This window comes from Salarchaeum sp. JOR-1 (genome assembly GCF_007833275.1).
Classification (GTDB): domain Archaea; phylum Halobacteriota; class Halobacteria; order Halobacteriales; family Halobacteriaceae; genus Salarchaeum.
This window is the reverse complement of record NZ_CP042241.1, coordinates 1946923-1971997: the sequence shown is the minus strand read 5'-3', so window position 1 is coordinate 1971997 and position 25075 is coordinate 1946923. Positions and strand designations below refer to the sequence as shown.

Annotated in this window: 25 protein-coding genes and 1 tRNA gene; 9 read left to right on the top strand and 17 right to left on the bottom strand. The window is 69.3% G+C overall.

Annotated features, from left to right (window positions below; all coding sequences use genetic code 11):
• Positions 1 to 37: 37 nt before the first annotated feature.
• On the top strand, positions 38 to 991 hold the full coding sequence (locus FQU85_RS11205) for a MoxR family ATPase (protein WP_145847916.1): 954 nt from the start codon (positions 38 to 40) through the stop codon (positions 989 to 991).
• Here FQU85_RS11205 and FQU85_RS11200 read toward each other — a convergent pair whose 3' ends face one another.
• The 4 genes from FQU85_RS11200 to FQU85_RS11185 are packed head-to-tail and all read right to left on the bottom strand — an operon-like array spanning position 992 to position 7284.
• Positions 992 to 2599: a hypothetical protein gene (locus tag FQU85_RS11200; RefSeq protein ID WP_145847915.1), complete on the bottom strand. Its 1608-nt coding sequence runs from the start codon at positions 2597 to 2599 to the stop codon at positions 992 to 994. It abuts the gene before it with no gap.
• Positions 2596 to 3942, bottom strand: coding sequence for a DUF58 domain-containing protein (locus FQU85_RS11195; RefSeq protein WP_145847914.1), 1347 nt, complete (start codon positions 3940 to 3942; stop codon positions 2596 to 2598). The genes FQU85_RS11200 and FQU85_RS11195 overlap by 4 nt, the downstream gene beginning before the upstream one ends.
• Positions 3935 to 4558: a hypothetical protein gene (locus tag FQU85_RS11190; RefSeq protein ID WP_145847913.1), complete on the bottom strand. Its 624-nt coding sequence runs from the start codon at positions 4556 to 4558 to the stop codon at positions 3935 to 3937. Before FQU85_RS11190 ends, FQU85_RS11195 begins: the two co-directional genes overlap by 8 nt.
• On the bottom strand, positions 4558 to 7284 hold the full coding sequence (locus FQU85_RS11185; protein WP_145847912.1) for a transglutaminaseTgpA domain-containing protein: 2727 nt from the start codon (positions 7282 to 7284) through the stop codon (positions 4558 to 4560). Before FQU85_RS11185 ends, FQU85_RS11190 begins: the two co-directional genes overlap by 1 nt.
• A 105-nt stretch (positions 7285 to 7389) precedes the next feature.
• Here FQU85_RS11185 and FQU85_RS11180 point away from each other — a divergent pair, with 105 nt between their 5' ends.
• The 4 genes from FQU85_RS11180 to FQU85_RS13410 all read left to right on the top strand — a co-directional run bounded on the left by FQU85_RS11180 (position 7390) and on the right by FQU85_RS13410 (position 10213).
• A complete protein-coding gene (locus tag FQU85_RS11180; RefSeq protein WP_145847911.1) occupies positions 7390 to 8976 on the top strand; it encodes a hypothetical protein in 1587 nt (528 codons plus the stop codon).
• 25 nt (positions 8977 to 9001) lie between these two features.
• On the top strand, positions 9002 to 9337 hold the full coding sequence (locus FQU85_RS11175; protein ID WP_145847910.1) for a hypothetical protein: 336 nt from the start codon (positions 9002 to 9004) through the stop codon (positions 9335 to 9337).
• A gap of 56 nt (positions 9338 to 9393) precedes the next feature.
• Positions 9394 to 9825, top strand: coding sequence for an LpqB family beta-propeller domain-containing protein (locus FQU85_RS11170; RefSeq protein ID WP_145847909.1), 432 nt, complete (start codon positions 9394 to 9396; stop codon positions 9823 to 9825).
• A 220-nt stretch (positions 9826 to 10045) separates the two neighbouring features.
• Positions 10046 to 10213: a hypothetical protein gene (locus FQU85_RS13410; protein ID WP_168219984.1), complete on the top strand. Its 168-nt coding sequence runs from the start codon at positions 10046 to 10048 to the stop codon at positions 10211 to 10213.
• Positions 10214 to 10250: 37 nt separating this feature from the next.
• On the opposite strand, the gene FQU85_RS11165 is transcribed toward FQU85_RS13410, so the two are convergent.
• From FQU85_RS11165 to FQU85_RS11130, 8 genes are all read right to left on the bottom strand, one after another.
• Positions 10251 to 10607: an STAS/SEC14 domain-containing protein gene (locus tag FQU85_RS11165; RefSeq protein ID WP_145847908.1), complete on the bottom strand. Its 357-nt coding sequence runs from the start codon at positions 10605 to 10607 to the stop codon at positions 10251 to 10253.
• Positions 10576 to 10974: a putative quinol monooxygenase gene (locus FQU85_RS11160; protein WP_145847907.1), complete on the bottom strand. Its 399-nt coding sequence runs from the start codon at positions 10972 to 10974 to the stop codon at positions 10576 to 10578. The genes FQU85_RS11165 and FQU85_RS11160 overlap by 32 nt, the downstream gene beginning before the upstream one ends.
• A gap of 113 nt (positions 10975 to 11087) precedes the next feature.
• Positions 11088 to 11981, bottom strand: a complete 894-nt coding sequence (locus tag FQU85_RS11155; protein ID WP_145848820.1) for a DMT family transporter — start codon at positions 11979 to 11981, stop codon at positions 11088 to 11090.
• Positions 11982 to 12131: 150 nt separating this feature from the next.
• Entirely contained in the window at positions 12132 to 12845 is a 714-nt protein-coding gene (locus FQU85_RS11150) for an ABC transporter ATP-binding protein (RefSeq protein WP_206022109.1), read from the bottom strand.
• 55 nt (positions 12846 to 12900) lie between these two features.
• The gene (locus tag FQU85_RS11145; RefSeq protein ID WP_206022108.1) at positions 12901 to 13668 is read right to left on the bottom strand and encodes an ABC transporter ATP-binding protein; all 768 of its coding nucleotides are present in this window, start codon (positions 13666 to 13668) and stop codon (positions 12901 to 12903) included.
• 62 nt (positions 13669 to 13730) lie between these two features.
• A complete protein-coding gene (locus FQU85_RS11140; RefSeq protein ID WP_145847904.1) occupies positions 13731 to 14915 on the bottom strand; it encodes a branched-chain amino acid ABC transporter permease in 1185 nt (394 codons plus the stop codon).
• A gap of 1 nt (position 14916) precedes the next feature.
• Positions 14917 to 15858: a branched-chain amino acid ABC transporter permease gene (locus FQU85_RS11135; protein WP_145847903.1), complete on the bottom strand. Its 942-nt coding sequence runs from the start codon at positions 15856 to 15858 to the stop codon at positions 14917 to 14919.
• A gap of 7 nt (positions 15859 to 15865) precedes the next feature.
• Complete coding sequence (locus FQU85_RS11130; protein ID WP_240792426.1) at positions 15866 to 17137, bottom strand: ABC transporter substrate-binding protein; 1272 nt, start codon at positions 17135 to 17137, stop codon at positions 15866 to 15868.
• Positions 17138 to 17315: 178 nt separating this feature from the next.
• On the opposite strand from FQU85_RS11130, the gene FQU85_RS11125 reads away from it, so the two are divergent.
• A complete protein-coding gene (locus FQU85_RS11125; RefSeq protein ID WP_145847900.1) occupies positions 17316 to 18143 on the top strand; it encodes a proline dehydrogenase family protein in 828 nt (275 codons plus the stop codon).
• 109 nt (positions 18144 to 18252) lie between these two features.
• On the opposite strand, the gene FQU85_RS11120 is transcribed toward FQU85_RS11125, so the two are convergent.
• The gene (locus tag FQU85_RS11120; RefSeq protein WP_145847898.1) at positions 18253 to 18975 is read right to left on the bottom strand and encodes a helix-turn-helix domain-containing protein; all 723 of its coding nucleotides are present in this window, start codon (positions 18973 to 18975) and stop codon (positions 18253 to 18255) included.
• A gap of 173 nt (positions 18976 to 19148) precedes the next feature.
• Between FQU85_RS11120 and FQU85_RS11115 the strand changes: the two genes are divergently transcribed.
• On the top strand, positions 19149 to 20669 hold the full coding sequence (locus tag FQU85_RS11115; protein ID WP_145847896.1) for an aldehyde dehydrogenase family protein: 1521 nt from the start codon (positions 19149 to 19151) through the stop codon (positions 20667 to 20669).
• A gap of 190 nt (positions 20670 to 20859) precedes the next feature.
• Here FQU85_RS11115 and FQU85_RS11110 read toward each other — a convergent pair whose 3' ends face one another.
• The 3 genes from FQU85_RS11110 to FQU85_RS11100 all read right to left on the bottom strand — a co-directional run bounded on the left by FQU85_RS11110 (position 20860) and on the right by FQU85_RS11100 (position 22146).
• Positions 20860 to 21582, bottom strand: coding sequence for an MBL fold metallo-hydrolase (locus FQU85_RS11110; protein ID WP_145847894.1), 723 nt, complete (start codon positions 21580 to 21582; stop codon positions 20860 to 20862).
• Between the two features lie 191 nt (positions 21583 to 21773).
• Positions 21774 to 21846: transfer RNA gene (locus FQU85_RS11105), tRNA-Arg, on the bottom strand.
• A 39-nt stretch (positions 21847 to 21885) separates the two neighbouring features.
• On the bottom strand, positions 21886 to 22146 hold the full coding sequence (locus FQU85_RS11100) for a twin-arginine translocase TatA/TatE family subunit (protein WP_145847892.1): 261 nt from the start codon (positions 22144 to 22146) through the stop codon (positions 21886 to 21888).
• A gap of 99 nt (positions 22147 to 22245) precedes the next feature.
• Here FQU85_RS11100 and FQU85_RS11095 point away from each other — a divergent pair, with 99 nt between their 5' ends.
• On the top strand, positions 22246 to 23049 hold the full coding sequence (locus FQU85_RS11095; RefSeq protein ID WP_145847890.1) for an HD domain-containing protein: 804 nt from the start codon (positions 22246 to 22248) through the stop codon (positions 23047 to 23049).
• A gap of 58 nt (positions 23050 to 23107) precedes the next feature.
• Complete coding sequence (locus FQU85_RS11090; RefSeq protein ID WP_145847888.1) at positions 23108 to 24409, top strand: MFS transporter; 1302 nt, start codon at positions 23108 to 23110, stop codon at positions 24407 to 24409.
• Here the strand turns inward: FQU85_RS11090 and FQU85_RS11085 are convergent.
• On the bottom strand, positions 24406 to 25017 hold the full coding sequence (locus tag FQU85_RS11085) for a cyclase family protein (protein WP_145847886.1): 612 nt from the start codon (positions 25015 to 25017) through the stop codon (positions 24406 to 24408). The genes FQU85_RS11090 and FQU85_RS11085 overlap by 4 nt on opposite strands.
• Between the last annotated feature and the right edge of the window lie 58 nt (positions 25018 to 25075).

Here is a 25075-nt window from a genome sequence, read left to right as displayed (position 1 = left end):
GCGACACGTATTTACTCCCGGGGTCGCCCCTTCCTGTATGCAACACGCAGAGGCAGCGTCTCGCCTGCGCGACGTCCTCGACGAGGTGAGCGGCGCGGTCGTCACCCGCGAGGAGTTCCTCGAACTCGTCGTCACCAGCCTCGTCGCGGACGGCCACGTCCTCCTCGAAGACGTTCCCGGAACCGGAAAGACGCTCACCGCGCGGAGTTTCGCTACCGCGCTCGGCCTCGAGTTCTCCCGCGTGCAGTTCACGCCCGACCTCCTCCCCGCGGACATCACGGGGTCGAACATCTACAACGAGTCCACGGGCGAGTTCTCGTTCAACCCCGGCCCGCTGTTCGCGAACGTCGTGCTGGCGGACGAGATCAACCGCGCGCCGCCGAAGACGCAGGCCGCGCTCCTCGAAGCGATGGGCGAAGGCCAGGTGTCCGTTGACGGGACGACCCACGACCTCCCCGACCCCTTCTTCGTCATCGCTACCCAGAACCCGGTCGAGCAGGAGGGAACGTTCGGTCTCCCCGAGGCCCAGCGCGACCGCTTCATGGTGAAGACAGACATGGGCTACCCGGACTTCGCGGGCGAGCGCGACCTCATCGACCGCCGCGCGGAGCGCGACACTCAGATTCCGACCGTCGGGCGCGTCCTCGACCCGGAGACCGTCCGGGCGATTCAGGCGACCGTCGAGACGGTGGACGTGGAGGAACGCCTCCGGGACTACGTGGTGGAACTCGGGCGGCGCACGCGCGAGGACGACCGCGTGGACGTGGGCGTCAGCCCGCGCGGCATCCAGAAGCTGTTCGAGGCGTCCCGGGGCGCGGCGGTCGTGCAGGGCCGCGACTACGTGGTTCCGGACGACGTGAAGCGGGTCGCGGGGCCCGCGCTCCAGCACCGACTCGTCCTCACCGCGGAGGCGAACGTCCGCGGCGTCGACCGCGCGGACGTGATCGGGGACGCGCTCGACAGCCTCGACGTGCCGGCGGTCGCGGACTGATCACTTGAGCGCGAACACGAGCGCGAGCAGCGCGACACCGGTTCCGACGACGGCGACGGGGAGCGCGTTCGGGTTCGCGAAGGACATCGCGGTGCCGTAGTCCGCGACGCCGACCGCGAGCAATGCGGCGGCGGCCCCGACGAGCAGCGTGCCGACGAGGTGGACGCCCTCGACGCCCGCGGTGGAGACGTGTCGGCCGATTTCGTCACCGAGTCGGGTGGCGTACTCGCCGGCGTCCCAGACGACGAGCGCGGCGACGACGCACGCGAGGAACCGCACGGGCGTGACGGCGTCCGTCGTGCCGGCGAACGCGGCGGCGACGAACAGGCCGGCGGCGGCGAGCGCGGGGCCGAACGCGTTCAGGGGGAGGATTCGGACGGCGACGCCGACGCGCGCGGCGACGAGGGTCGCGGTGGCGGCGACGAGGACGAGGGCGAGCAGGACGGCGGCGACGGTGAACGCTCCGTAGTAGGAGAGTATGGCGTCGGACTGCTCGCGCACCGTGCCGACGACGGTGTACGGAAGCTGGGAGAGCACGAACCCGCGGAGGGCGGCGACGAGGGGTTCGTGGACGGCGAACGTGCCGGCGACGAGTGCGCCCCCGGCGACAGTCGGCGCGTTCCGCGCGACCGCCGACTCGGCGGACGCCCGCGCGAGCCGGCGGAACAGCCGGCCGACGAGCACGCCCGCGATACCGGCCACGGCCGCCGCGACGAACACGGTTCTCAGGGCGCCGAGCGTCGTGGCGGCGAGCAGTACGTCGTAGGCGCTCGCGGGGAGGGCGCGGCGGAGGCGGGTCGGCGAGAGGGCGAACCGCGTGAGCGTGCCCGCGGCGAGCAGGACGAGGCCGGCGAGCGTGAGCTGGTAGAGCCCGCGGCGAACCGCGGTCACGGCCTCGGGGGCGTCGAGGAGTTCCGCGACGGGGAGCGAGCGGAGCGCGCCCGCGACCGTCAGGGACGCGAGCACGAGCAGCGCCGCGAACGAAAACAGGTGTGGACGGTCGGCGCTCGGCGACAGTAGCGCCGTCGAGAGTGTGTCCACGCCCCGCGACGCGGTGTCGCCGACGGTTCCCTGGAGACCGCCGATTTCGGTGTGGCCGACGACGGCGAGCGCGACGAGCACGCCCGCCGCGGTGATGGCGACGAACGCGGTTCGACCGGCGACCTTCGAGAATCGCCGGAGGCTGGTGCGGTCCGCGAGGTCGGCGACGCTCACGGTCGCGCCGAGCGCGGCGGCGGTGAGGCCGACGACGACGGCGAGGCGGCCGAGCACGACGAGCGTCGCCTCCGCGACCTGCGCCGCGGTCGGCTGTGGGAACAACGCTCCGAACAGAGTCACGGCCGCGTACACCGCACCGACGGCGACGCCGACGCCGATCGGGAGGGCGGCGACGCCCGCGAGGAACCGCGCGGCGGGCCGCCAGCGTTCCCGTTCGACGAGCCAGAGCCCGAGCGCGAACGGCACAGCCGCCGTCCACGCGAGCATCACCGAGGGTTCGAGGCCGAGCGGACGAGCGAGCGCGACGCTGACCGCGAGCGTTCCGAGCAGGACGACTGCAGTCCCGAGACGGGTCGGCCGCCACGTGGTGTCGGTGAGTGTCCGTGTCATTGGCTGAGGACGTGGGAGAGGGAGGCGTCGAGGACGGTGTCGAGCGGGGCGTCCAGGCTCCAGTCGACGACGCGCACGTCGCGCTCGCGGAGGGTTCGCGTCCGGAGGTCGCGGTGGACGCGCGCGAGGCGGCCGCCGACGGACGACTCGGCAACCACGTCGGGGCTGACGACGGTGACGCCGTAGCCGCGGGTGGCGAGCGCGCTCGCGGCGCGCACGGGCCAGTTGTCGAGCAGCGGCGACACCACGACCACCTCGGCGCGGGCGGGGAGGCGCTCGCCGAGTTCCGTCACCCAGTCGGTCGTCGCGGCGTCCCAGGACTCGGCGTTCGGCGGCGTCGACTGCCAGGCGGCGTCCGGGTCGGGGGTGTCGTCCGCGGCGGCCTCGACGGCGGAGAACACGAGGGCGGCGGTCTCCCGGCCGTCCGCGGCGTCCGCCCACGGGAGGCCGTCCGGGCCGAGCGGCGCGCCGTGGTCGGCGGCGAGGCCGACGGCGGTCACGTCCGTGTCGATGCTCGCGGCGGTCAGCGCGCCGTGGAGTCGGCGGCCGACGTACCCGGCGAGTTCGGTTCCCGTCGGTTCGCCCGGCCTCGGCACGACCCGGGTCGGCGTGCGCGCGTCCACGACGAGCGCGGCGCGAACCGCGTGCTCCTCTCGGAACTCCACCGTGGAGAGTTCGCCCGTCTTCGCGTACTGCCGCCAGTTCAGGCGGTTCACGGGGTCGCCGTGCTGGTACTCGCGGGTCGCGTGGAATTCGAGGCCGCTCCCGCCGCGGTCGGTCGTCTGCGTGCCCGCGCGGAGCGTCGTCGAGTCCGTGATCGGCGGCGCGTCCACCGCGCGCTGGCCGACGAGTTCGGTGTCGCCGTCCGGGTCGACGTCGACGGTGACCGCGGTAGACGCGGAGAACGACCGCGCTCGCGCGACCGGCGCGCCGAACTCGTACGTCCCGCGCTTCGCAACCACCGCGTACTCGACCGTTGTCGCCGACCCCGCGCTGAGCGCGGTGGACACGCGGGGCGCGCCGGACGCGACGGCGAGTTCGTCCGGCACGCCGTCCACGACGCGGAGGTCGGGAATCGCCGACTCGCCCGTGTTCTCCACGGTGAGCGTGACCGTGACGCGCTCGCCCGGCCGCGGCGCGCTCGCGCCGAACTCCCGCACTACGCGCACTCGACCCCGCGACGGAACCGTGGTCAGGGCGTCGTACGCGGCGAACGCGGCCGGAATCGCCGCGGCGGCGATGACGAGCGGCGCGGTGTAGAGAAAGCCGACGCCCGCGAGCGTGAGCGCGCCGACGCCCGCCACGCTCCACCGGCCGGAGCGCTCGCGCACGCCGTCACTCATCGCGGCCCCTCCGTTCCTCGATGGCGGCGAGCGTGCGCTCGATACGGCGCTCCCGCGCTGCCGCGGGGTCGACCCACGACCGGAGCCGACTCAACAACGGATAGGACGCATCGTCGGCGAGGAACGCCGCCGCGACGCGGTCGTCCGTCCACGCGCCCGCCGCGACCGCCGCCTCCGCGTCGTCCACGCCGTCCGCGCGGTCGAGCACCGCGACCGCCGTACTGCGGAGCGCGTTCCGCGTCGTCGTGAGCGCGTCCCGGGAGCCGTCGACGGCGCCCGTCACCGTCGCGTCCATCGCGGCCGCGGTTCGCGCGCGGTCGTCGCCGTACACGAACTCGGGCGGGCGCTCGCGGGCGGCCGCGAACCGCGCTGCCGCGGATCCGTCCGTCGGCGAGGCGTCCCGGCTGAACGGCTGCCACGCCCGCAGCGCCGCGTACAGCGTGAGCACCGCGCCCACTCCCGCGAGCACCGGCGTTGGTTCCAGGCCGCCGAGCGCGGCCTGCACGTTCGCGAGCGGCGCGACCGATGCGACCAGCCGCGGTCGGTACGTGTAGAGGGAGGCCGCCGCGAGCGACGCCAGCCCGACGGTTCCGCCGAGCCACGTCCGGAGGCGCATCACTGCTCACCTCCGTCGTCGGGGCGGCGGGCCGCCTCTATCTCCCGCATCGCGTCCTCGACCGCGGGGAGGCGGTCGTCGGGGTCGCGTCGGCCGTACTCGACCGACCGGAACGCGTCCCGCACCTCCCGCACTGCGTCCGCCGGCAGGTCGTCGCGCTCGACGGCGTGCGTCGCGAGCTCCCCGGGCGTGTGCCGGGCCGGCCGCCGAACCGAGGTCGCCTCGAGGAAGTCGCGCCACGCGTCCCGCAGCGTCCGCTGGGCCTCCGATACCTCCGCGGCCTCCCCGTCCGCGTCACCCGACCCGAATACGCCTCGAACCGAGCGCGTTCGGGCGGCGGCGTCCTCGCGCAGCGCGGCGAGCCACGCGGCGAACGCCGCCGCGAGTTCCCGGGGCGACCGCCGGCCGCGGACGGTGTTCGCGACGGCGGCGAGCGCGCGCTGCACCGCCGCGACCGCGCGTCCTGCGAGCGCCACGACGAGGTTCACGGCGGCGCGCGCGACCGCCACCGCCGCGCCGACCACCCACGCGAGCAGGCCGCGCGGCGACGTGCCGTACCGCCCCAGTCCGTAGACGGCGCCGCCGAGCACGCCGAGCAGACCGAGCGCGACGCCGCCCGCGTGCAGGAAGAGCCCGTCGAACGTCAGCGTGCGCTCCTGTCCGTACGCGATGGCGGTCGCGGCGGCGGACGACGCGACCGGCAGCGACACGCGGAGCGTCCCGTCCGCGCCCGTCACGCCCACTCGCTCGCCGTCGAGGAACACGGGCACGTCAGCGACGGGCGTGCCGTTCAGCGTCGCCGTCACCGTCGCGGCCGTTCCCGGGAGTGCGAGCGGGAGCGACGGCTCGCCCGACAGGGACAGCCGTTCGAGTCGCACCGCCGCGGAGCCGTTCACGGGGTCGCGAACCACGCGCACGGTCGCGTTCCCCGGCTCCGCGGGTAGCGTCACCCGCGCCCGCCCCGAGTCGTTCGTCGTCGCCACCCGCTCGCCGTTCAGGAAGACCGCGGCGTCACGCACGGGAACGCCGTCGACCGCTGCGACGACCGTCACCGGGTTCCCGGTGACCGTCCGCCCCAGCAGCGAGACGGACGCGTTCGTCGCCACGGCGTACGTCGTGGAGTTGTTCGCGGCCGCGGCCGGAATCGACGCGCTCCCCGTTGCGAACCCGCTCTCGAACGACGCGCCGACGGCCTGCCACGTCACCGTCTCCGCCTTCGCGCGCACCGTCAACTCCCGGGCGTACGGCACCACGCCGACCACCGTTCCGTCCGCGCCCGTCACGCCGACGCGCTCCCCGTTGAAGAACACGTCCACGCCGGACGCCGGGTTCCCGCCCGCGGTCACCGTCACCGCCACGGCCGCGCCCGGAACCGGCGTCCGGTTCAGCGACACCGACAGCCCGCCGGCGGCCTGCGAACCGTCGGAACCGGAGCCGTCCGATTGCGCGCCGTCCGAACCGGAACCGTCGCCGGAGTCGCTCCCGCTGCCGGAACCGTCGGTCGTCGTGGTCGTGCCGTCAGTCGTGGTGGTGCCGTCGGGCGGCGTCGTGGTCGTGTCGTCGCTCGGCGGCTGGGTGGTCGGCGTAACCGTCTCGTAGCCGGAACCGGTCTGATTCCGGAGGGCCTGGCTCTCCTGGCTGAGCCGCTCGCTCGCGGGCGTCGGGTCGAAGCGCACCCAGCCCACGTCCGGGAAGTAGACCTCCACCCACGCGTGGGCGTTCATCGCGCGAACCGTGTACTCGTCCTCGCCGGTCTGCTCGCCGGTCGAGTACCCGACGACGTACCGGGCGGGAATCCCCTGCGTGCGCAGCATCGCGGCCATCGTCGTCGCGAAGTACTCGCAGTACCCCGTCTCCATCTGGAATGCGAACTGGGTCGCGACGTTCCCGTTCGGCGCGTCGGTGACGTTCAGCGAGTACTCCTTGGTCGATTCGAGCCAGTTCTCCACCTGTTTCGCGGCGTCGTACGGCGTCTCCGCGCCCGCGGTGATGTTGTTCACGAGCGGCGTCAAGGCGTCCCGGGACTCCTCGGGAAGCTGAGTGTACGTCGACTCGATGCCGCGCGGATAGTCCGTGCCGAGCGACCGCAACAGGCCGGGGTCGTCCGGCGGCCGAACGCTCGTCCCCGAGTACGTCGTGCCCGCGGGAAGCCGCGACTGCGCGATCACGCCATCGGTGGGTGTCACCGACAGGTCGGTGTTCGTGTCGAGCGTTCGCGGCGTCCACACCGCCGGGAGCGAGGTCGCGGCCTGCCGGAGCGTCACCCGATAGGAGAACGCGTTCCCGGCCCCGGAGGCGACCGGTGGGTCGTACGCGCGCCGCTCGCCGTCACTCGACCAGCCCGTTCCCGTGTAGGTCGTGTACGCGTTCGTCCGCCAGTAGGCCGGCTGCGGGCTCTCGACGACGAAGTGAACCTCGTCGTTCAGCGACTGGAACGCGGAGGCGTTCGACGCGAGGTCGCCCCCAACGCCGACCTGCGAGCCCGCGTTCAGCGCGCCCAGCCCACCGCCGGACAGCGCGCTCCCCGAAGCCCCGCCGGCCCCGGCGTCCGCGGGCGGGTCGACGACGGGGAGGAGGCTGGCGAGCGGCGCGCCCCCGGCGACGGAGCCGAACGCGGGCGCGACGCCCGTCGCGAGCACGACGCCGACGACTACCGCGGCCGCGAGCAGCGCGCGCCCCACGCTCCGACCGCCGCCGTCCGTGCCGATCGCCGTCCCCTCAGCCATCGGCTACCCCGTCTCGTTTCACGTACACGTCACACGACCGCGGGCCGGCATAATTCTTCGGTCGAGACGGTGGGCTATTACGCCCGGCCGCCCTTCCCTCGCGTGATGGAGCGCTCCCGCTGGACCGTCGGCACCGGCGACGCCGTCGCGCGCGTCACGCGCGTGCTCGGCGACCACGAACGCGGCGAGAATCCCGAGCGTCGCTACCGACTCGACTTCCCCGCGGACGCCCCCGCGCTCGACGCCGCGACCGGCGCGACGCTCGACGACTGGACGGTCACCGTTCCCGAATCGACACGGCTCGCGCGCGTCCGACTCGCCTTTCCGAGCGACCACCTCGCCATCCGCCTCCCCGGCCCCGTCCTCGGTGACGCGCTCGCGGACGCGGCCGACGGCGACCGAACGGCCGCGAAGACCGTGCTGAACGCCGTCCCGAACCCCGAATCCCTCCCGTTTCTCGCGGGGTTCGTCCTCGACCCGCCCGGCGTCGCGCGCCTCCTCGGCGCCGTCACCGCCGCGAGCCAGCGCGCCGCAGACGCCGTCCACGCCGTGCGCTACCCGGTCGTCCGGCACGCCGCCGTCGCCCGCGTCGGCCTCGCCACCGGCACGCGGCGCGCGTTCGAGTCGTTCGCCGCCAGCCTCGACGACATCGACGACATCGGCGACGTAGACGTCTCGGACGCGCTCTCCGCCCTCGTGTCCGTCGCGCCGGACTGGCCGACCGCCCGCGCCCGACTCCGACGCCTCGACTACACCCCTGGCGGCCTCGCCGAGCGCGACGACGGGCGGTTCCACGCGGTCGCGCTCTCCCGCATCGTCCGCGGCGACGCGGGACGTGAGCGTGCTCGCGAGTACGTCCGCCGCCACCTCGACACCCGGGAAGCGTACGGTTCCGCGAAGCGGCGCGCGCTCGACGCCGACTACTGGGACCGCGGCCGAGAGTGGCGGGACGCGCTCGCCGCGGCCGCCACCGAGTCCGACGACGACTTCGCGTTCGCGCTCGCGAACGCTCTCCACTGGACGGGAGAGGTCGCGCGAACCGACGCCCGATTCCCGGAACTCCTGCACGCGGCGGCCGCGGACGTGGCAGAAGCCATCGGCCTCGGCGCCGTCTCGGCGCGCGCCGAGTACGCTCGCCTCCTCGCGGTCGGCCACCGCCACCGGAGCGCGCGCAACCACGACCGCGCCGTCGCGGCGTTCGACCGCGCGCAGGCGCTCGCGGCCGACCACGACGCCCTCGACGCGTGGGATCCGCTGTACAGTCGGAGCGTCGTCCGCGCGAACCAGTACGCGTCCTCGGGTCGGGACGCGCGCGCCGTCGAACTCGTGGAGGACGCAATCGACGCCCTCGCCGAGTACGACGTTCCCGGGGGTCGGCGGCGGGAATCCGTCGCGCACCTCCGCGGGCAGAAGCGCGAGGCGGAGGCGTCATTGGAGGGCGACGACCCGGGCGTTCGTCGCGTCCACCTCGAAGCCGCGCGCGAGCACTACGAGCGGGCCGGGCTCTCGCGGTCGGTCGCGCGCGTCGACCGGAAGCTCGACCGCGCCGACCGCGACGCCGCCGAGAAGGGGCGCGCGCCTGTCGAGCGCGGCGAACGCGGAACCGCGGGGGTCGGCCCCGAGTACGACCCCGAACCGGTCGGGAGCGCCGACCCCGGCGTCATCGAGGACGACTCGTTCCCCGGACGCTGAAGTGGGTGCCGTGACTCTCTCCCGTATGGACATTCCGGACGTGGACGACACTGACCCCGACGTGGACGACACGCCGACGGTGTCGTGTTCGCGCTGCGGCGACGAGTGGGATCTCGCGTACGAACTCGACGAACTGAAGGCGGGCAATCAGGCGGTCGAGCAGTTCGCGCTCGACCACCAGCGCCACACCGGCCACTTCCCGGACGGCGTGACGCCCTACCGGGTGGAGTGCCGGCAGTGCCCGAACCGGGAGTCGTTCCTCGCGGAGCGTCCGGCGACGCGGTGGGCGCGCACGCACGCCCGACACACCGGGCACGCGGTCGCCGTCTCTCACGACGACGCGGAGACGCTCGTGGAGTGACCCCGGCGGATTTCCGGAGACCCTAGGCTCTTTGGGGGCGTGTGCGACGAACACCCATGAGTGGCGACTTCTCGGCGGAGCGGTACTACGACTACAGCATCCCGAGTTCGCCCGCCGTGTCGCCGGACGGCGACCGGGTGGCGTTCCTCGCGACCGAGTTCGACGAGTCCGAGGACGACTCGCGGACGTCGCTGTTCGTCGCGCCGACGGACGGCTCCCGCGACCCCTACCGGCTCACGCGGGCGTCCGACGCGTCGAACCCCCAGTGGGGGCCGGACGGCGAGCGGCTCGCGTTCGTCGGCGCGCGCGACGAGGACGCCGAACTCGCGGTCGAGCGCGAGAGCGAGAGCGGGGACGACGAGGAGGACTCCGGGCCGGTGGGCGGGGACGGACCGCGGCCTCGTCACTGCGCTCGCGTACGGCGACGTTGGAGTCGACGCGCTCGCCCGCCTCCTCGCCGCACTCGCCATCGCGTTCCCCGTCACTGACGCGCTCGACGCCGCCGGCATCCCCCGCGAGACCGTCCGACTCACCGGCGTTCCCTACGCCAGCCTCTCCCGGCGCGCCGGCGGCGGCTACCCGGTTCACCTCGACGCGACCTCCACCGGCCTCGACGAACACCACCTGACCATCCGGTATCCCGTCGCCGCCCAGAACGGCCTCGGCAGCGTCTCCACCTACAACTATCCCCCGCTTCCCGAGGACTACGTGCTCGACGGCCGCACCATCCACCCGCCTGCCACGTTCACCACGGCGGATCTCGTCGAACTCGCCGCGAACATCGCCAGCGCGCTCTGGCTCAACGGCACTCCCGTCGCGGGCAGGTCGCTCACCGAGGAGGCCGTCCGCGAGAACGCCCGCCGTCTCGACAGGTAACGGCCCGGCACGACCACTGGCGGCGGTCGATACCGCCTCAGGCGTCCACCCACGCCCACGCGTCGTCGATGTCGCCCGCGTCGAAGTGCCGGATGTCGATACTCGAGACGCGGTCACCGGCCGCGGTCGCCCACTCGACGAGCGTGCTGTCGCCGACGACCGCGTACTTCTCGATGTCGTCGCCGTGCTCCAGCCAGAACCCGACGTCCTCGTCGAGCGCGTCCAGCTGCGGCGTCGGCACCGACGGCATCTCGACGAGCACGCGAACCGACCCCTCCTCGCGAATCGTCTCTTCGAAGTCTTCGAGGATCGCCGCCAGGTCGTCCTCGCCGAGTTCGTCCCGCACCTCGTAGCCCAGTACGTTACCGTGGCTGCGGTCGAGTTTCTCGTGCATACGCGGCGACAGAACCGGCACGCCGAAAACTGTTCCGGCGGTGCGCGCCCGATGGGAGCGGCCCGCTACCGGCTGAGTTCCTTTCGGAGGCGACGTCGAACCGGCGTACGTCGGGCTCGCCGGCGAGGCCGTCGGGGAGCGCCGTCTCGAACTCCTGGCCGTGTCCGGTTCGGGTGTGCGACTCGAACGCGGCTTCGTCCTCGTACTGCTCGAAGAACCGGATCAGGTTCGGATCCGAGACGTCCGTCGCCGCGTGGTCGGCGAACATTCCGTCCTCCGCTTGCGACGCTTCGACGAGGCCGTCGATGCGGTCGAGTGCGTCCTCGCGGGTCGCCGGGCCGAGCGGGAACGTGGCGTGACTAACGATCCTCCAGCAGCCTCGACACGAAGACGAACGCTTCGGACACCCCTCGGTGTGACGGCAGTCGTCTCGGCGTGGGGCGTGACACCGGCTTTCGCTGCCCTATCGCGTTCCGGACGTCATCGCTCGGCCGAGTCCGTGTCGGTGTCGTCGCCGCGTTCCCGGCTAACGACCCAGACGCCGAGCGCGATGACGAGGCTCCCGAGCGCGAAGCCGGATCCGATTTGCTCGCCGAGCAGGATCGACCCGAGCGAGATACCGACGACCGGCTGGACGAAGTAGAAGACCGCCACGGTTCCGGCGGGAACGAACTCCAAGCCCTTGTACCAGACGTACCACGCGGCGGCGGTGGAGGCCAGCCCGAGATACGCGACGGCGAACACGACATCGGCGGACAGCGGGATGGAGCCGATCCCTCGCCCGAGGACGGCGAGTTCGACGGCTGCCAACGCGGCGAGCATGGGCGTGGCAGCGATCGTGGAGTAGGTGGCGGCGGTCAGCGCGCCGTACGTTCGGACGACCGACACGCCCCAGACGGTGTAGCCCGCCCACGCGAGACTGGCGAGCACGAGCAGGGCGACGCCGGCGGCGTTACCCGCCGCGACGCTCGTCAGGTCGTACTGGCCGGCGAGCACGATGACGGTTCCGACGGCGGCGAGGGCGATTCCGCTCGCCTTGGCACGCGTGACGTGCTCGCCGAGCACGCTCGCACCGAGCACGACGGCGAAGACGGGCGTCAGAACGGTCAGAAGCGACCCCTGGCTGGCGTTCGTGAGTTCCGTTCCGAGGAACTGCGTGACGATGGTGGCGGTCACCCAGCAGCCGAGAACCACGAATGCCGGCCAGTCTCCGGGGTCGATTCGGTTACGGCGGTTCCCGCCAGCGTCACGGCGTGCACGCCAGTCGCTCGCGCGGACGCTGAGCCAGAGCGCGACGGCGCCGACGGTGACGCGCAAGAACCCCATCGTCACCGGTGGTACGAACGCGAAGCTCCACTTGCTGACGACGTACATCCCGCCCCAGAGGGCGGCCGCAGTGAGCGGGCCGAGTGCGAACGCGTACTTGCGGAGGGCGGTCACGTATCGAGGGCAGGGCGCTCCCGAATAGCACGCCCGGAATGGGTCAGCGAGTGGAGCACTGTAGTCGGAACGACGGATGGGCGTTCAGGCACCGCCGAGGTAGAGCTTCGACACCTCGTCGTCGTCCAGCAGGCTGTCGGCCTCGCCCTCGAACCGGACGGTTCCCTGATCGAGGACGTATCCGCGGTCGGAGATACCGAGGCCTTCCTTGGCGTTCTGCTCGACCATCAGGATGGCCGCGCCCATGTCGTTGACCGCCTCGACGTGGCCGAACACCTCCTGTGCGGTGTTGGGAGCCAGCCCCGCGGACGGCTCGTCGATGAGCAGGACGTCCGGCTCCATCACGAGCGCCCGAGCGAACGCGAGCACCTGGCGCTGACCGCCGGAGAGCGTGCGCGCCTTCGCGCGCCGCTTCTCGTCGAGCAGCGGGAACCGCTCGTAGAGGTCGTCGATGACCGCGTCGAGCCCGTCGTTCCGGGCGACACCGCCCATCCGGAGGTTCTCCTCGATGGACAGCGACCCGAACACGTTGTCGGTCTGCGGGACGTAGCCGATGCCGTCCCGGACGATCTCCTCGGGGGCCATGCCGCCGATGTCCTCCCCGTGGTAGGTGACGGTTCCCGTCCACGGGTCGAGCATCCCGAACACGGTCTTGAGAACGGTCGACTTGCCGGCGCCGTTCGGGCCGATGAGGCAGACGATCTCGTCGGAGTCCAGGTGCATCGAGCAGTCGTCGAGGACTTGTACCTCGCCGTACCCGCTGTCGACGCCGTCCAGTTCGAGGACGTGGTCGGTCACCGCCTCGTCACCGCTCGCAGCCGTCTCGTCGATGGGGGGTTCGTTCGTGCTCATGTTAGCCTCCGAGGTACGCGTCGATAACGCGGTCGTCGTTCTGGACTTCCGTGGGCGTCCCCTCCATGAGGACGCTTCCGCGGTCGAGAACGATAACCGGGTCGGCGAGACTCATCACGAACTCCATGTCGTGTTCGATGAGCAGGAACGTCGTCCCCTGCTCGTTGAGCCGCCGGATCTGTTCAGCGAGTTGCTTTCGCAGCGTCGGATTCACGCCCGCCGCCGGCTCGTCGAGCAACAGGATTTCCGGGTCCGCGAGCATCGCCCGAGCGAGTTCGACCAGCTTCATCTGTCCGCCCGATATCTTCGTCGCGGGCTGGGTGGCGAGGTGGTCGATCTCGAAGTCCTCCAGTATCTGCTGGGCGTCGTCGAGGTTCTTCTGCTCGTACTCCCGGACGCTCTCGGGGTCGGTGAACAGTTTCACGAACGACTCGCCGGGCTGATTGCGTGGCCCGACCAGCATCGCTTCGCGGACGGTCATGCCCTCGAGCTTGCGCGGGGTCTGGAACGTCCGGATGAGCCCGTACTCGGCGACCTCGTAGGGCTCCATGCCGGTCACGTCAGTCCCGTTGACCTCGACGCGGCCCTCGTCGGCCTCGTAGAACCCCGAGATGAGGTTGAACAGCGTCGACTTGCCGGCGCCGTTCGGACCGATGAGGCCGGTGATGGTGCCGCGTTCGACTTCGAAGGTGGCGTGGTCGGTCGCGACCAGCGCGCCGAACGACTTGACGAGATCCTCGACGCTGAGGACGACGTCCTCCGTGTCCATGTTCGCGGTTCGCTCGTCGTCGTTCGATTCGCCTTCGGCGACCTGCGTGGCTTGACTGTCCGTCATTCGCTCTCACCTGCTTTGGCGTCACGAACGCCAGTGTCCGGTTGTTTGGGTGCTTCGTCGACGACGCTCGGCCAGATGAGCTCGCGCTGGGGTGGCAGGACGCCCTCCGGGCGGAACCGCATGATGAGGACGATGATGACGCCGATGACGAGCAGGCGCAGCGGCGCGACGTCGAACGGAATCCACCCGAAGTCGTTGAGGAACCGCGTTCCCTGCTGGATGGCGACGATGACGAAGCCGCCGAACAGCGCGCCGCGGTTCGACCCGCTGCCGCCGAGGATGACGGCGACCCAGACGTAGAACGTCGTGATGGGGTTGAGGTCACCCGGGCCGACGTAGAGGTTCAGGTGGGCGTAGAACACGCCCGCCAGCGCCATGATGAGGCTGCCGAGCACGAACGCCTGCATCTTGTAGCGGTAGGTGTTCTTCCCGAGCGCCCGCGCGAGATCCTCGTCACCCCGGATGGTTCGGAGGAGGCGGCCCCACGGCGAGCGGTGGGCGCGCTTCAGAACGAAGTAGCTCACGCCGATGAAGGCCAAGACCAGTGTGACGTTCAGCGTCGCCTGCCAGAACGACTGGCGGAGAACGATGGTCTCCCCCGGAAGCCACGAGATGGCGATGCCGGGCATCGTCTGTGGGAACGTCGAGAGCACCGGCCAGCCGTCGAAGAAGGTCGGGATGCCCCGGAGTCCGGCGCTCCCGTTCGTCCACTGGTCTTCGTTGAGGATGATGATGCGAACGACTTCGGCTAGTCCGATGGAGGCGATGGCGAGATAGTCGGCTCTCAGTCTGAGGGTCGGGATGCCGATGAGGAGCGCGAGGACTGCCGCGAGCACGAGCGCGACGAGCAGTCCGACGACGGGCGCGAGGTCGCCGGCGATGGGCGAGGAACTCGACGAGGCGAGTGCGGTTCCGTACGCGCCGATACCGAAGAAGGCAGCGACGCTGAAGTTGATCAGGCCGGTGTACCCCCACTGTACGTTGAGGCCGAGTGACATGAGTGCGTACATTCCGGCGAGTCCGACGAGGAACAGGAAGTACGTCGGCGCGAGCCCGCCGGTAAGCAGCCCGAAGAGCAGCAGTACCACGAACGCGACGATGAAGCCGCTTACGCCCTGTTCGGCGCGGGTGAGTCCGTTCCAGTAGCCGCTCGGGTCGGCGACGATCGAGCGCACACCCATTTCAGGTCGCCTCCCCGGCGATGCCGTTCGGCCGGACGAGCAGGACGAGAACCATGATGACGAACGCGAGGGCGTCCGCGTACTCGATGCCGATGGGAATCCCCCACGCGTCGGGCACGAGCGGGAGCAGACTGCCGAGCTCCGAGAGCGCCGGCGTCAGCTGGTTTATCATTCCGATGAGGAACCCCCCGAGCATCGCGCCGTAGACCGACCCGATGCCGCCGAGGATGACGGCGGCGAAGATGATCAGGAGCAGATTGAACCCCATGCGGGGAACTAGCCGGCTAAACAGTCCGAGGAAGACGCCGCCGGCGCCGGCGAGACCGGCCCCGATGACCCACGTCCACAGTTTCACCCGGTCGGTTCGGATGCCGCTGACGCGCGCCAGCTCGGGGTTGTCGGCCATCGCGCGCATCTTCCGCCCGAGGTCGGTGTACTGCAAGAGGACGTGCAGGCCCGTGACGAGGACGACTGCCGAGCCGACGATGGCGACGTCGTGGAGCGTGACGCGGACGCCGTAGGGCACGAGCGCGTCGATGGGGCGGAGCACCTGGATGTCGTACCGGGTGAAGCCCGCGCCGAAGCGCAACTGGATGACCGCCCGGTAGATGAACGCGATGCCGATCGACGTGATGAGCAGTCCGATGGAGCCGATGTCCAGTCCCGCGTAGACGACTTTCTCCGTGATGACGGCGACGACCGCTGCGGCGGCGATACCGACGGCCAGCGCGACGAAGAAGCCGTAGGGAAGACCGAGCAGGGATCCGCCGAGTCCGCCGACAGCACCGAAGGTCACTAGCGCCGAGTACGCTCCGACCGTCATCGTGTCGCCGTGCGCGAAGTTTGCGAAGTCTGCGATGCTGTAGATCAGCGAGAGCCCGATGCTCCCGAGCACGATGATGCTGCTGAACACCAGGCCGCTCGCGATGAGGTCGAGTATCATCTGTCGATTAGGACTCGATGAAGCCGATCCGCTCGTAGCTGTGGTTCCGGACTTCCTGGATTTGCAGGAAGCCGACCGGGTCTCCGTTCTCGTCGAAGTCGATAGGGCCGCTCACTCCCTGGTAGTCGACATCGCTCGGACTCCCGCCGTCCGCGAGGATGTCGTGGGCGGCCTTGTACGAGGTCGCTTTCTGGCCCTCCGGACGCGTCACGTCACGGACGACGTCGGAGAGGGCGGCTCCCGTGAACTCGTCGGCAGCCTGAATCGACAGCGCGGCGATGGCGACTGCGTCGTAGGCGTACGCCGACCAGACGGTCGGGCTCTCGCCGTATTCGCTCTCGAACGTCGAGACGAACTCCTTGTAGTTCTGCTGCTCGACCGGCGCGGAGGGGACGACGACCTTCATGCCGTCGATGCTGCCTTCCGGCGTGTTCTCCAGGACGTTGTCGCCCGAGACGGAGTCGGCTCCGTACAGCTGTGGGTCGTACCCGCTCGAGTACATCTCGTTGACCATCGTCGCGAACTCGGCCTGGTAGGTGATGAACAGCCACGCGTCCGCGCCGGAGCTGTTCATCTCGCTGATGACGCCCGAGTACGACTGCTGGTCTTGGTCGTGGGGGTTGTTGTAGGCCATCGTGCCGTCCCACGCGTTGGCGAACGCGTCGGCCAGGCTGGAGCCGTAGTTGTTGTTGACGTAGGTCATCGCCACGGTATCGTAGCCGTCCTCGGCGATGATGTTCGCGAGCGCTCTCGATTGTGTTCGCCCGGTCGGCGATACCCGGAGGAGCCCCGGGAACTCGGTGAGCCCCAGGCCCGTGGAGTTCTGACTCACCTGAACGACGTCCGTCCCTTGGATGACGCTCTCGTAGATGGCGAGCGAGACGCCCGACCCCACGGCCCCGATGACGAACGGAACGCCGTCCTGGTTGACGAGCTTCTGGGCCGCCGAGACGCCACCCGAGCTCTGACTGCCCGAGTCCTCGACGGAGATGCTCAGGTCGCGTCCGTTGACGCCGACTGCGTTGACGTCCGCGAGCGCGATGTCCTTTCCGCGCTGGTTGCGCTGGCCGAACGCTGACAGCGACCCCGTGAGCGCGTCGACCATCCCGATGTTGTACGGGCCACTTCCACTGTCGGCGGTGGTGGTGTCGGTGCCGGTTCCGCCCTCGGTGGTAGTGTCGGTGCTGCCGGTCGTCGAACAGCCTGCCAGTCCGGTGAGTCCCGCCACACCCGCGCCGCCTGTCAGTTTAATCATCGTTCGCCGGTCGACGTCCGTCATGGTATCACGTGGCATGTTACTTCAGTAGTGTATCGAATACAGTCCGCCCTCAATCGCGGCCCTACCATGGGCGGGTCGCCGCCGCCCACCCACACACATCGACTTTATTTCGACGCTCAAACTCAAGATATATTTGGTCGGGTTCCGATATAGGTTCGTTCCGTGCGCACTGGTGACTATGATTCCCCCGATCGCCAGCGACTTCGTGGCGGGCGAGACGCCCGAAGAAGCACTAGACCACGTCGCGGAGCTGAACGCCCGCGGCGTGAAGGCCATCGTGAACCTGCTCGGCGAGCACTACGAGAAACGGGAGAACGCGGACGCGGACGCGGACGCCTACATCGCCCTCGCGAACGACATCGCCGCGCGCGACGTCGACGCCTGTATCTCGGTCAAACCCAGCCAGGTCGGCCTCGGTATCAGTGACGCCGCGTTCGAGGAGAACATCGCACGCATCGTCGACGCTGCCGAGTGCTTCGTCTGGATCGACATGGAAGACCACCCGACGACGGACGTGACGCTCGACGCCTACGAGCGCCACGCGACGGAGACTGACGGTCGCGTCGGCGTCTGCGTGCAGGCGAACCTCAAGCGTACGCGCGACGACCTCGAACGCCTCGCGGATCTCCCCGGAAAAGTCCGCCTCGTGAAGGGCGCGTACGACGAACCCAGCGAACTCGCCCACACCGAGAAATCGAAGGTCAACGACGCCTACGAGACGTATCTGACCTACATGTTCGAGGAGTTCGAGGACGGCGTCGCCGTCGGCAGCCACGACCCACGGATGATCGACCTCGCGAAGACACTCCACGATGAACACGGCACGCCCTTCGAAATTCAGATGCTCACGGGCGTCCGCGAGAACGCCCAGTTCGACCTCGCCGACGACTACGAGGTCTACCAGTACATCCCCTACGGCTCGAAGTGGTTCTCCTACTTCTACCGCCGCGTCCGCGAGCGCAAGGAGAACCTCCTGTTCGCACTCCGGGCCGTCATCGGGCGCTAAGAGCTCCTGGCCGCGTTCTCGACCGCGCTCGGCGTCCGCCTCGCCGTCTTACGGAAGTACAAGGAGAAAACCCCGCCCTGACGGGCGGGGACGAATCCGCCCCTCTCTTTCACGGATTGAGTAGCTTCGCTTCGGCCTTCCGGAGGTGTTCCAGCAGGGTTGTCTTCGAGACCGACAGATCGCTGGCGAGCTCCCGCGTCGAGGACTCGCGCGGCCACTCGTAGTAGCCGGCCGCGCGGGCGTGCTCGAACACTTCCCGCTGCTGCGTGGTGAGCGTGTCGAGTCGCCGGTCGCGTTCGGTTCCCCCGGCGTTTTCGGTCGTCGTAATCGAGTCGACCGTGACCTCGGCGCCCGCGTCCCGGCGGACTCCGTCGAGGGCGTCTTGAATCTTCGAGCGGTCGTCGACGAAACAGACCTGCCACTCCTCGCGGCCGTCCTCGATGCGAACCGGGGCGCTGTGGATGAATCCGTGTTCGAGCAGCGTCGGACACACCATGTCGTCCGGGTCGTACTCCAAGAAGAACTCCTGGACGACGTTGCCCGGCGCGTTGCGTTCGCGACCGAACCGCTCTTGGAGTTTCGAGAGCCCCCCGGAGTGGTCGGACGCCTGAATGGCGTCGAGGAGCTGTTCCACGTCGTCTTCGGTGTCGCCGAACGCCGTGAACAGGCCCTGCACCGTTCCCGGGTGGTCGCCTTCGGTCGTCGGTGAGTTGTATATCGCGTGCGCCAGCACGCCACCCGGAGTGCGGCCGGTCGCTTCGATCGCCCAGCAGTTCGGGTGCCAGAGGTCTAGCGTCAACCGCGTCGTGGTTCTTTGATCGGCGATGGCCATAGGTGTCTGTATCGATCCGGACGGTTATCCGTGTGACGGAATACCAAGGATCCGGGCGACCATGGTCGGTGTTTTAAATACCGGGGCGCGGCTTCGGAACCGATCGCGGCGCGATGCGAACCCCGTCCATGGTCGGACGGGGCTTTTCCGGTGTATGCGTGGTCTTCTCACCAATGGCAGAACCATACAAACACTACATCGACGGCGAGTGGGTGTCGGGCGACGGCGCGGAGACGTTCGCGAGCACGAACCCCGCGACCGGCGAAACACTCGGCGAGTTCGACCGCGCCACCGACGCCGACGTGGACGCCGCCATCGACGCCGCAAACAACGCCGAAAACACGTGGCAGGCGCTCTCCTACATCGACCGCGCCGAATACCTCTGGGACATCTACCACGAACTCCGCGACCGCCACCACGAACTCGGCCAAATCGTCACCAAAGAATGCGGAAAAGAGATCTCCGAGGGAAAAGCGGACGTCACCGAAGCCTGGCATATGGTCGAGTGGGCCGCCGGCAACGCCCGCCACCCACACGGCGACGTCGTCCCCTCCGAAATCCCGTCGAAGGACGCCTACATGCGCCGCAAACCCCGCGGCACCGTCGGCTGCATCACCCCCTGGAACTTCCCCGTCGCCATCCCCTTCTGGCACATGGCCGTCAGCCTCGTCGAAGGCAACACCGTCGTCTGGAAACCCGCCGAACAAACCCCCTGGTGCGGCCAAATCATCGCCGAAATGTTCGACGACGCCGATATTCCCGACGGCGTGTTCAACATGGTGCAGGGCTTCGGCGACGCCGGCGCGCGCATCGTCGACGACAACGGCATCGACACCGTCCTCTTCACCGGAAGCGCCGAGGTCGGCCACGAAATCGCCTCCAAAGTCGGCGGTGAACCCGGCAAACTCGCCGCCTGCGAAATGGGTGGAAAAAACGGCATCGTCATCACCGAAAAAGCAGACCTCGACGTCGCCGTGCACTCCGCGGTGATGAGTTCGTTCAAGACCACCGGCCAGCGCTGCGTCTCCAGCGAACGCCTCATCGTCCACGAGGACGTCTACGAGGAGTTCAAAGAGCGGTTTGTCGAGCAAGCGAAACAGGTCGCGGTCGGCGATCCGCTCGACGACGCGACGTTCATGGGGCCCGCCATCGAATCCGAGCACGTCGAGAAAATCAAGACGGGGAACGAGCGCGCGCGCGAGGAGGGCGCGCGCGTGCTCGTCGACCGCACCAGCCTTGACGCCGCGGAGATTCCGGATGGCCACGAGGACGGGAACTGGGTGGGGCCGTTCGTCTACGAAATCGATTACGCGCCGGATCTCGAGTGTATTCGGGAGGAAGTGTTCGGGCCGCACGTGGCGCTGATCGAATACTCGGGTGGTATCGAGCGCGGGGTTGAAATCCACAACGACACGCCCTACGGATTGGCGGGCGCGGTGATCAGTGAGGACTACCGCCAGATCAACTACTTCCGCGATAACGCCGAGGTTGGATTGGCGTACGGGAACTTGCCGTGTATTGGGGCGGAAGTTCATCTGCCGTTCGGCGGGGTGAAGAAGTCGGGGAACGGGTATCCGAGCGCCCGGGAAGTTATTGAGGCCGTCACTGAACGCACCGCCTGGACGCTCAACAATTCGAAGGATATCGAGATGGCCCAGGGGCTCTCAGCGGACATCAAAACCGAAGACGACTAACGGTTCTCGCATCCGATTGCTATCTCCACCGGCCTGGTGGAATCTCCAAGGGCGAGCGAGCGTGAGCGAGCGAGGGCTTGGGCGAGGATATCGAGATGGCCCAGGGCTTGAGCGCGGACATCAAGACCGAGGACGACTAACGAGTTCGCGTCCCGCTCGTGTTTTGTCACTCCTTCCGGAGGCGTCCGCCTTAGAGACCGACTCGCTCGCCGTCTTCGGGAACGTGAACGCCGTCCGCCGCCGACCGGAGTTCCTCGCGCGATAGCAGGCAGTGATTGATCGCGTCCATGTGAACGACGGCGATTGCCGCGTCCGTCGCTTCGCGAACGGCGGCCACGTCCTCGACGCCCATCGTGATCGGGTCGCCCTCCACGAACCGTGCTTCTCCGCCGTTGAGCACGACCACCTCGGGGTCGAACCGGTCGAGCGTCTCCGCAACCGGATCGTACCAGATTGTGTCGCCCGCGACGTACACGGACTCCTCGCCGTCGAACACGAACCCCGACACCGGCCCCATCTCCGCAGCTAGCTGGCCGTGGCCGTGCCGTCCCGGCGTTCGATGAATCTCCACGCCCGCGAACGCCGCCGCCTCGTCCACCGGCCGAACGTCCGTGAACCCCTCCGCGGCGAACGCGTCCGCGTCCGCTGGCTGGCAGAACAGCGGCACGTCGGCGTCGAGTTCGGCCGCGGCCGCCTCGTCCCAGTGGTCTTGATGCCGATGCGTGACCACCACGGCGTCGTGCGAAACATCCACGTCGGGCATCGGGACGAGCGGGTTCCGGCGGTCGTTCGGCGTGTTCGGCACCGGCGGATTCTCCCCCGGCGGCGAGAACATCGGGTCGACGAGGAACGTCACGTCACCCACGTTGACGAGGAGTGTGGCGTTCCGAACCAACTGCACACGAAGAGGCATACGCCACCACTACACAACCCATCGACATGGCGTTTACCCAGCCCGTCGCTCCGCTACTCACGTTCGTTCGGAGCCGGAGCGGGGCGACGGGAGTTGTACCTCCGTCGGACGTGCTCACGTCGTTGCGCGCGCCCTCCCTGATTCAGAATCCCGCTTGTGCGTCAAATCACTTCGCTTCGCTCAGAATTTGACGGGCGCGACGGGATTTGAACCCGTGATCTAGAAGTTAGGAACCTCTCGCCTTGTCCGCTTGGCCACGCGCCCCTATCGGGGTGAGTGGGGCGCCCGAAAAAGCCGTGTCGGTTAGTTGGTGGTCGTCTTGTCGGTGTCCGAGTCCGTAGTGGAGTCGGACTCCGTCTCGGCGGGTGCGTCGCCGTCGCGGATTTCCTGGAGTTCTTGTTCGACTTCCTCGCGGCCCTTCTGGAACTCACCCATCGCCTGACCGGTGGAGCGGGCGAGTTTCGGGATTTTGTTTGCGCCGAACAGGAGGACGGCGAGCAGGAGGATGACCGCGAACTCCATCCCGCCCGGGAGACCCCCGATGAACGCTGGTGCAGTGAGCATCTCTACCCATTGGTAGCCAATAGCCGATTATAGGCCTTTTGCTCGTGTGGGTCGGTGTGACCCGCGGTCTTTTTCGGCGCGGCGGTCGGACGCAGAGGTATGAGCGAAATGAGTGGAACGCACGCGTACGACCCGAGCGAGGAGCACGCGTTCCCGGACGAGAAAGCGAACGACGTGTTGGCGTACATCGAGTCGGACGAGGAGATTCAGGCCTACTTGGAGGCGCAGAACGTGAACCCGGTGGCGCGAAAGGGGTACAACGACCACGGCGCGAAGCACATCGAAATCGTGCGGAATCGTGCGTTGCGGCTGTACGATCTCCTGAAGGCGGGTGGCGTGGCGTTCAACGGGGCGAGCGATCAGGGGCTCGCAGAGGCTGACGAGGCGGTCATCGTCGCGCTCGCGGCGACCCTGCACGACATCGGGCACGTCGTCCACCGCGACGACCACTCCTACTATTCGATTCCACTCGCAGCGGACTTGCTCGACCGCCTCCTGCCCGAGTTCTACGGGACGGCGGACGCGGTGCGCGTGAAAGCCGAAGTCCTGCACGCGATTCTCTGCCACCACACGGAAGAAGAGCCGCTGACGACGGAGGCGGGCGTGATTCGGGTCGCGGACGGGCTGGACATGGAGCGCGGGCGCTCTCGGATTCCCTACGAGCGCGGCGGCCGCGGCATCAACACGATCTCGAGTCAGGCGATTCAGGAAGTGTCGCTCGAACCCGGCGACGACACGCCCGTGCTCGTCGAGATCAAGATGCATAACGCGGCGGGCGTCTACCAGGTCGACACCCTCCTGAAGGATAAGCTCGAACGGTCGATGCTCGAAGACAGCATCCGCATCGTCGCCGTCAACACGAGCGGGGACGGCGAGCGCCTCGTCGAACGCATCGAACTGTAGGCAAACTCCTCGCCGGACGCGTTTTTTAAGGAGGGCGCGCGGGTAGCGTCACGTACTCGTGGCCGCCTCCGAAGACCGTGGGAGTCCGCTCTCGCTCTTCAGGAACGCCGAGTTCGTCGCGCTCTCCGGCACGGCGTTCGCGCGCAGTCAGGCGTACTCGACGCTCCTCCTCGCGCTCGCGCTGTACGCCGACCTGTTCGGCACCACGGGACTCGTCGAGGGGTTGTTCGGCGCGACGTTCGCGCTCGCGCAACTCCTCATCGTCCTCCCGCTCGGACGCAAAATCGACACCGGGAACGCGAAGCGCTACCTCGTCGCCGGCCTCCTCGTCAACGTCTTCGTGTTCGTCGGGTTCATCTTCGTGGAGAACGCCGTCCACGTCATCCTCGTCCGCATCCTCCAGGGCGTCGGCGCGAGCGTCCTCTGGATCACGGGGTCGGCGGTCGTCGGCGAAATCAGCCCGGACGGCGAGCGCGGGCGCTGGCTCGGCACCTACAACCAGGTCGCGGCCTTTTCGAGCATGGCGGGCGACCTCGTGGGCGGCTACCTCCTCTACGCGCGCGGCTTCACGTTCACGTACGTCGTGCTCTCCGCGGTGACGCTCGCCGCGACCGCGCTCGTCCTGCTCTTCCTCCGGGACAACCCCGGCGGGATGACCGACCCCGCGGACGCGACCGGACGGGAGACGCTCGTCGCGCTGCTCGGCCGGCCGATGGTGCGCTCGCTCGTCACGTTCCGCCTCGCGTTCAGCTTCGGGAAGATGGCGGTCATCCTCTTCCTCCCCATCTACGCCCGCACCGTGTTCGGCGTGAGTTCGCTCGTCATCGGCGGCATCCTCGCCGGCGGGAAGCTCGCGAAGACCGTGCTTCAGGGCTACATGGGCGACCTCACCGACCGCCTCGGCGGCGAACACCGCTTCGTCGTCGCGGGCGCGCTCCTCTACGCGGTCGGCACGGCGATGCTCCCGCTCGCCGGCCCCGCGAACGACCTCCTCACCACCGCGGTCCTCCCCGTCGTCGGCACCGTCACGAACGCCGGCGCGCTCGCCGTGATGTTCAGCGCGTACGCCGTGCTCGGGGTCGCGGACAGCATCCGCCTCCCCGCGAGCATGAGCCTGTTCGTCAGCGAGGGCGAGCGCTTCGACTCCGTCGCGTCCAGCATGAGTCTGCGCTCGCTCTCGTGGAAGTTCGGGCAGGTCGTCGGTCCGCTCACCGTCGGAATCATCACCGACCTCTCCTCGATGCCGGTCGCGTTCGCCGTCGCCGCGGCCGTCATCCTCGTCGCCACCGCCGCGTTCGTCTTCATGTACCGCCGCAGCACGGTGAGCGAGCGCGCGCAGGCGCTCGCCACTGACGACTAGAACTCCGCCACGACGCGGGCGGGCGCGCCGTCCGCGTCAACCGGCAGCGGGTACGCGTGCAGCGTCACCCGCTCCGGGAGGCCCGCGAGGTTCGTGAGGTTCTCAAGAATCAGGCCGCCAGCGCCGAGGAGTTCGTGGTGCGCCGGGAACGCCGCGCTCTCGGACGGGTCGACGCTCGGACAGTCCACGCCGACGTGATACTCGAAGTCGGCGCACCGAGCAGCCGCGTCTCGGGTGAGCGCGGGATGCTCGCGGTACTCGTCCGTCCCCCAGTGGTCGCTCCACCCGGTCGCGAACACGACCGCGTCCGCGCCGCCGGCCTCCGGTACGTCGCCCAGTTCAATCCGGCCGTTCCGTCCGGGGGCGCAGTGAACCACGCGCGCGTCCCAGCGGAACGCCTCGACGCCGTACTCGCCGAGCGTCGCGCCGCCGGGTTCGAGGTGGCTCGGCGCGTCCACGTGCGTACCCGCGTGCGTGGAGAGCGCGAGGCGGTGGACGCGAAAGCCGTCGGCGTCCATCGTCGCCGCCGGTTCGACCCCCACGGCGGGGTCTCCCGGGTAGACGGGCATCCCGTCCTCGATTGGGTGCGAGCAGTCTCGAAGAGTCACGCCTCCCGTTCGGCCGGCGGCGGGAAATACGCTCGGTCGGCCCGGGACGTACGTTTAG